Here is a 6,637-nt window from a genome sequence, read left to right as displayed (position 1 = left end):
TGCTCCACCCGCGCCACTCGGCGTACAACCCACCCGGACTCTAAACTCTGCTGGATGAAACTTCGGTGGCAGCTCAACCCAGTGAAAGGTTGTACCTTCAGCGCACTTCCCGCCAACATAAAGTTCAGGTACTTTCGCAACGATTTTGGAAAATTAAAGGTTTTGAATGATCCTCGAAGATCAAGATATTGCAGATTTGGAGGTCTATCTACATCTGGAGCGCTATGTAAATCGCGGCTCTCCTAGCGGCTTTTCCGACGTGAACACGACTTCGCCCGGGACCTCGGCAAAGGGATCGGAACGAGGCTTCCACCTGCCGTCGGTCGAATTCCCTAGTACAGTTGAGTGCGTTGAATACGGACTTGCCCCTTCATTTCTCCCGAGCGGCTATCTCCCTCTCCATCCCGACATGATGTCGAACGACTCATTCAAGCGTTGCACGACAGTCAACCGCGAATTCCGGTTCGTCTCACCCACAGCTAGCGAACGGACAGTCATGGATCGGTCAGGTGACGGGTGGTTCTATAAACTCTCATACAATGAGCTGATAGGCCGGGCGCCGCGTCTCATTACGACACAGCACGCACAGTCCGCCGTGGAAGTAACGAGCTTCATTTCGTCGGCAATCCAAGCGCAAACATTACCCCGAGGTCTTTACTTCATGCGAGAGACTTTTGGTCGCGTGTTCAAAGTTCCGAATAGTGGGCGTTTAGATGAATGGGGGGTCGTATTGCGAGAGCCGCGGCCGTACCCTCACGAGCCAACAATCAAACTGCTCCTACCGGCTTTCGCGGCATTCTCTAAAGACTCTCAAAGTCCGAACGATGCGCTCATATTGCACCAATTGTATGAAAGACAAAGCAAAAGCATCGAAGACTTTCTTTTTGAGGATCTCATTGCTCCAGTCTACGATTGCTACTTCTCACTACTACAGAATTGCGGAATGCAAATCGAAGCCCATGCGCAAAACATCATGTTTGCGCTTGACGGCAGCCTCCAAATTAGAGGGGTGGTCATTCGAGATGCCGAATCAGTCGATAAAGACTTCTCCCTGATTGAAACGCTTGGGCTTGCAATCAATCCAACCGAAACCGATTATAAATGTCTCCGGCTTGGCCAATACAACTATCACATCATGCACAGCTTTATGTTCGACTTTAAGCTGGGTGAGTATTTGGTTTCGCCTCTGATCGAATGCGCCGCAGATAAGTATGACGTCAACCGGTCAACGCTCGTTGAACGGATTAAGAAACACAACGCGACGCATCTTGAAAAGCTTCCACACGACTTCTTCCCCTCGGACAGCAAATGGTACTCATACGAAAATGTGGTCCATACCCCTGGTGCACGACGACAGTACACAGCGCACGACTGTCCGAAATACCGCTTTACGTAACGCCTTCCTATCGAGGACCTTGGCATGTACAGGGTTGCCGTAATACAAAATGAACGAGAACTGTTGCGTGCTGGCTATGTAAACTTTACGCCGCACTTGAAGCATGTTACCGCACTCGCTCGCTATGCATTCTCCATTTTCGACACAACAAACATCAAGGATTTATTTGCCGACGGCCCCAATTGCCTTGAGCATTTTGAAAGTCTGTTCATTGCAACGAATGCGACCAGCGAGAGCACGGTCTTAGAGGCGCTTCAGGGGGCGAAAGATCGGATCGCAGCATTCACGGCTTCTGGTCGAGGGATATTTGTCGGCTCTCAGAAGAAGCTCAGTTACTCCGATGACGAGACGCCTTCGGAACACACCGGAACCACGGGATTTCTGCCAGCGCAATTCGAATTCAAGACGGTTGAGCGGCCGAAGGCTGAGAGAGATTCCGGACTAGGGTCAATCAGCGAGGCCCCGGATCTTGCGCTAGGAGGGAACGGCGACGTGCTGCTTCGCTTTCCGAACGACGTGACCGCTCAACGCACGCAGGAAATCTGCGAGGTAAACTCGTTCAAGCGGCATGTCTATCGCTCGTATTTGCGTCCCCGGGAGAGCGGCTCGTATGAACCGGTATTCCGTGATAGTTCATACTCGCCCGGCCCTCCTCGTAATCTCCTAATGGTCAATAAAGGACAGCAAGGAAGAGTCGTCATTTCTACGATCGTTCTTGATTGGGAGCTGCACGAGCTTCTACTGGTCAACATCCTGAAATATATCACGGAAGGACTACCGACTGTCGCCTTCATTGGAAAAGGCGACAGTGCCGTCGGCGACTATAGATACGTCGTCTCAAGCGCTCAGCTCGCTAAGATTTCACACGTAATCTATGACGACGCCGCAGAGATAGACGGGCGACTTGCCGCCGTTCATACAACCTACGTGTTTGCTCCCGGTTGTGACGAAAACGAGATACTTGATTTTTGGGATAAAGTGGACGATGCGGGCTCTCGACCGGAATCGCGACGACCGCCCTACCGTCGTCTGTACTACTTTCGGAGCAATGGCGGAAAATTCGGACTCACTCGATACTCCAACTTCAGTTCTATCGATCTAATTATCGACAATGGCATTAGTTGGGTCGAACAACAGTTTACCCGCGGAATGTGGGCCGGAAGCTTCTGGATTACATATGATATTCTGATTATGATGTCCGAACTTAACGTTCGGATCGGCCGTTTTATTCCATCTGTTATTAGTGACATCCAAGGACACGATATAGAAGGAAGCTACGATGGAGTAATGGGCGCGACATGCGGTTTGTTGGAGCTTTTGCTGATGATTCGATCATCAAATGCCCGAGAGCTCAGGGATGCTGGCGTAACCGACGAGCGCATTGAAGCGACGCTCAATTGGATATTCGACAACTTTTCTAAGTTCTCCATCTATGACAAACAAACGGCAGCTCTCACTCTAACTCGCTTGAATTTGTCTTCGGAACGGCTGGAGCGCCATAGTGAGCTCCCTTACATTGTAGACCACATAAGGAGTATCCGTCAGAACTTCTCTGCGGAAACGGAGCTCGATATCTGTCGGAAGATTGCAGTCCTCATTCTTTGTTATGAAAACACTGAGGCAATCAGCCTGCTAGTCGAGCTAAAGCAAATGCAATCGTCTGACGGAATGTGGGTGAGTACAAAGCGAACTGCATTCGTGCTCTTGTTCTTGCTGCAAAGTGTGTTGCCTTGGTGTCCCCCGCAGGAGAAGGGTCGTATCGACGAGATGATTTTTTCTGGCGTGAATTTTCTCAGATCTCAGTATGACGACAAGGTCCGCAACTGGGGGCAGGACCTCCAAATTACCGCCAAGGCACTTCACGCGATCGGGCTCTACAATCGGCTATATGGATATTCAACGCAGGACTTCTTTGAACGGATTCGTCTCGAAAACGGACCGTCAAAACTATCTGTGGTACTCTAAGCGTGCCGGGCTGCAACCGCGACGATATGGAAGGCATAAGATGATAGACTCGCAAGTGTTCGCGGATATCGTTGCTAAATTGAAAGCCGCGGCGGATAAGAGCGGCAACAATCTCAAGATGGACAGTTTATCCATTTCTTGTGGTGCGAAAGAGTTTCATTACGATTTTGGGGCAGAGGAGGCACGCGCCGACCTCAGATCTGTCAGCAAGCCCATTCTGTGCATGGCACTGGGGACCGCGCTGGCCAAAGGCTTGGTTGCTGGGGGAGAGAAACTCACGCTCGAGACTAAGGTCTGGCCTATATTTGAGAATATGGTGGCGCTCAGCAATACTTCGAATTTGGCCAATCTTCGTAAATTGAGGCTGAAGCATCTGTTGAACAACACCATAGGACATCATGAGGGAATGATGTTCCGGAAGGATATCGAAGGCAGAGATGAAAGCCGTCTTTTAGACTACATCTTTAATTCCGACATTCCGCATGAGCCGGGCACTTACTTCGTTTATTCAAACGCCGGCCCCTATCTGATTTCGGCGCTAATTCAGCGAGCGACAGGCTCGCTGGCCTCCGAGCTCGTGCGAAAACTGATATTTGATAAGCTTGGCATTCAAAACTTCAGTTGGAAGATGCTTGGCGAGTTCTGCGCGGGATGCACCGGCCTGGTGCTTGCAAATAGAGACCTGAACCTGATTGGTCGGGTATTGGCAGATGACGGCCAGTTTCGCGGAGCCCAGATCGTACCCGCAAGTTGGGTACGAGATATGAAGTCTGTCTTTGTAAAAACTCCCACCATGCACGATCCCAAACGAGCGTTCCCAAAGTACGGATATGGGCATTACCTTTGGAAGACAGAAGACGGTGCGGCGTATTGTGATGGCACTGATGGACAGTATCTCATACTGCTGAAGGATGGGGCAACGGTCATATCTACGCTGGGGCACCAACCGGATATGAAACCCATTACGGAATGCTTTCGCGGGTTATTGTGAGTCCTGCTACCTCGGTTGAGGTTTCCTTCGCAGTTCGCAGCAAGCAACCTCAATTTAGTAGGAAAGACGCCAGTGCAGCGACCGACGGTATTCATTTCATCAACGATCTATGATTTCTCTGATCTCCGCAGCGCACTTAAGTATTTTCTCGAACGGCAGGGGTGTCTGGTTCTCGCTTCGGAGTTTAATGACTTCACCAAGCCGTTAGACACCCACTCTTATCAAGCTTGTCTTGACGCGATTGGAAAATCCGACCTCTTTATTCTGCTGGTAGGGTCTCGAATTGGAGGATGGTTCGATAAGCCAAACAATATCAGCATAACCAAGCAAGAGTACCGAGTTGCGTACGAGTTGCAGCGTGCGGGTCGACTTAAGCTTCTTTCATTTGTCAGGCGCGATATATGGAATTTTCGGGACAATCTGAAGAGCCTCGAACGACATCTGGCTAGCATGGATGAGTTGAGCCAAGAGACCCGCGATAAGGTGAAGAGCTATCCCAATCGCCTCGCGAACGACGCGGCTTACATTGTAAGTTTCATCGAGGAGATCGGCAGAAACAGAGAAACTGCAGCTGCAGTATCCGGAGGTGGCGCATTCCCGGTCGGTAATTGGCTTCATCTTTTCTCGTCTTTCTCAGAAATCATCGATGCGGTCGAACCGCTTATTTTCAGAGGAGTTTCCGTTGACGACGCCGCTGCGCGCAAGGCGTTGCAAATCCAACTGATTAGTCTTCTTCAAGGCACGCTATTGAGAATTCGGCAGTCAGCGGTGCACCCTCGCGACACAGTTGCAAAACTGGCAGCCACGATAGATTTGAAAGCAACACAGCTTCGCGGAGATATAACCATCGACGGCAGGACATGGAGGACGCTTTCTAGCCTTGTAATGATGGTGGCCCGAATGCATCCGCTTACCGAACCATTTCAGGCTGTATTGGCCTCCCCACTTCTTCTTCAGTACGAGCCACAAAACAGCCGTTATCGCGAGACTGAAGCATATGACGCGCTTGCCGCGTTGGTGGAGCAAATTCGACTATTTAACGCTGCACAAGGTGCTTTCGATCGAGCCTCGATTATCCGCCCGGGACCTACGAGTCCCGGCCAAAATATTCGTGCCCCAGCGCATCAAGTCGCGGGCGCGCTGCAGCTATTGTTGCGGTGGGTTAATGTCGTCGGTCTCGCTGGCGCACTTGTCCGCTGTCTCGATGGGCATCCCTTGCAGGTGCCGGATTTGATGCCCGCAACGCCATTATTAGATCTGACTGATGAGATCGAATCTGAGCGTGTGACACCCAAAGATGTACGCTTGCTGTTTGGACTCATCGAGCCCCATACTGGCGAAAGCACTCACAGAACATAGGCTCTCTTCAACATACAGTGCGGTGCTGCCCACATCGATCCAGATGTACGCGCTGGCCGAGGATCCCAACAATGTCGACGCCGCGGTCGCGCTGGAGGCGCTGCAGATGCGCGGCATCCAGATGGTCTGGTACAGTCCCGAGGCCGCCGCGACTGACCTAGCCCCAAGTTTTATCCAGGCCTAAGTTCGTTCGGGCGGTTGGTTGATCTCGGCGGGTGCTGTCTTCAGCATCGCTATCGGGGTATTCGGTGAGAAGCTTTGGTACATCCCGGTCTTCGCCTGCTGGCGGCGCTTTATTGCGGGCTGTAGTTTCCGCATCAATGATGAGATGGGAAGAACGGACGGTGCTATCGCCACAAGAACGCCCGAAGAGGAGGCGGCGTATTTGGCGGCAGCAGCCCAGGCGGCTGCAAGGGTCAAGCAATCTGAACAGGATAGTGAGAAGTTCTACCCGAATATCCGTCAGCTCGGCCGCGTTACTCTTCTGACCTGCGGGGGGGGCATGCGTGAAAACATGTAGGCAGTGCTGTTAGTTGCCAGAAATCCTGCTGCGTTGCGCATAGTAAGGCGTGGCAAGGACAGCCCCCTCCGAGCCGAGCAGCCCTTTTAAGGTCAGGCGCGTCGAATATGAGCACGGTCTCCGAACACGAAGATTCACGAAGATTCAGGTCGGACGCGACAGCTTCTGGCTGAAGAAGCGTCGCAAAGGGAACCAAGCCTCGGCTTCGTAAAGCGCCGCACTATTCCCAAGCTAGGGTTCTCGGATGGGCAAAGGCGCGTTTGCGACGTTGCATATCGCTTCGACGAGGAGACGCACCGCTCGTCCCTCCCAAGCGAGTTGGCCGATTGTGACCTGCCCCTAAGAATTTCCTCCAGAACGATTTAGAGTCCGGCCTGACGAAGGACGGACAGATGAAGCGAAAGCG

At 51.8% G+C, this 6,637-nt stretch carries 6 protein-coding genes; all 6 read left to right on the top strand.

Annotated features, from left to right (window positions below; genetic code table 11):
- The first annotated feature begins 166 nt into the window (after nucleotides 1-166).
- The 6 genes from QW887_RS34750 (at nucleotide 167) to QW887_RS34725 (ending at nucleotide 6,231) form a co-directional block, all read left to right on the top strand.
- Nucleotides 167-1,396 carry an IucA/IucC family protein gene (locus tag QW887_RS34750; protein WP_316186253.1) on the top strand — a complete coding sequence of 410 codons (1,230 nt, stop codon included), beginning with the start codon at nucleotides 167-169 and terminating at the stop codon, nucleotides 1,394-1,396.
- Nucleotides 1,397-1,420: 24 nt separating this feature from the next.
- Complete coding sequence (locus tag QW887_RS34745) at nucleotides 1,421-3,361, top strand: hypothetical protein (protein ID WP_316186254.1); 1,941 nt, start codon at nucleotides 1,421-1,423, stop codon at nucleotides 3,359-3,361.
- A gap of 40 nt (nucleotides 3,362-3,401) precedes the next feature.
- Nucleotides 3,402-4,352 carry a serine hydrolase domain-containing protein gene (locus QW887_RS34740; RefSeq protein ID WP_316186255.1) on the top strand — a complete coding sequence of 317 codons (951 nt, stop codon included), beginning with the start codon at nucleotides 3,402-3,404 and terminating at the stop codon, nucleotides 4,350-4,352.
- A gap of 72 nt (nucleotides 4,353-4,424) precedes the next feature.
- Complete coding sequence (locus QW887_RS34735; RefSeq protein ID WP_316186256.1) at nucleotides 4,425-5,711, top strand: DUF4062 domain-containing protein; 1,287 nt, start codon at nucleotides 4,425-4,427, stop codon at nucleotides 5,709-5,711.
- 22 nt (nucleotides 5,712-5,733) lie between these two features.
- Nucleotides 5,734-5,895 (top strand): hypothetical protein, encoded by a 162-nt coding sequence (locus tag QW887_RS34730; protein ID WP_316186257.1) that lies wholly within the window; start codon nucleotides 5,734-5,736, stop codon nucleotides 5,893-5,895.
- Nucleotides 5,896-5,913: 18 nt separating this feature from the next.
- Nucleotides 5,914-6,231: a hypothetical protein gene (locus tag QW887_RS34725; RefSeq protein ID WP_316186258.1), complete on the top strand. Its 318-nt coding sequence runs from the start codon at nucleotides 5,914-5,916 to the stop codon at nucleotides 6,229-6,231.
- Nucleotides 6,232-6,637: the final 406 nt, after the last annotated feature.

This window comes from Bradyrhizobium sp. SZCCHNRI3052, from assembly GCF_032484895.1.
Lineage (GTDB): Bacteria > Pseudomonadota > Alphaproteobacteria > Rhizobiales > Xanthobacteraceae > Bradyrhizobium.
Note: the sequence above shows the minus strand (reverse complement) of the source record. Positions and strands in the feature narration are given on the sequence as shown.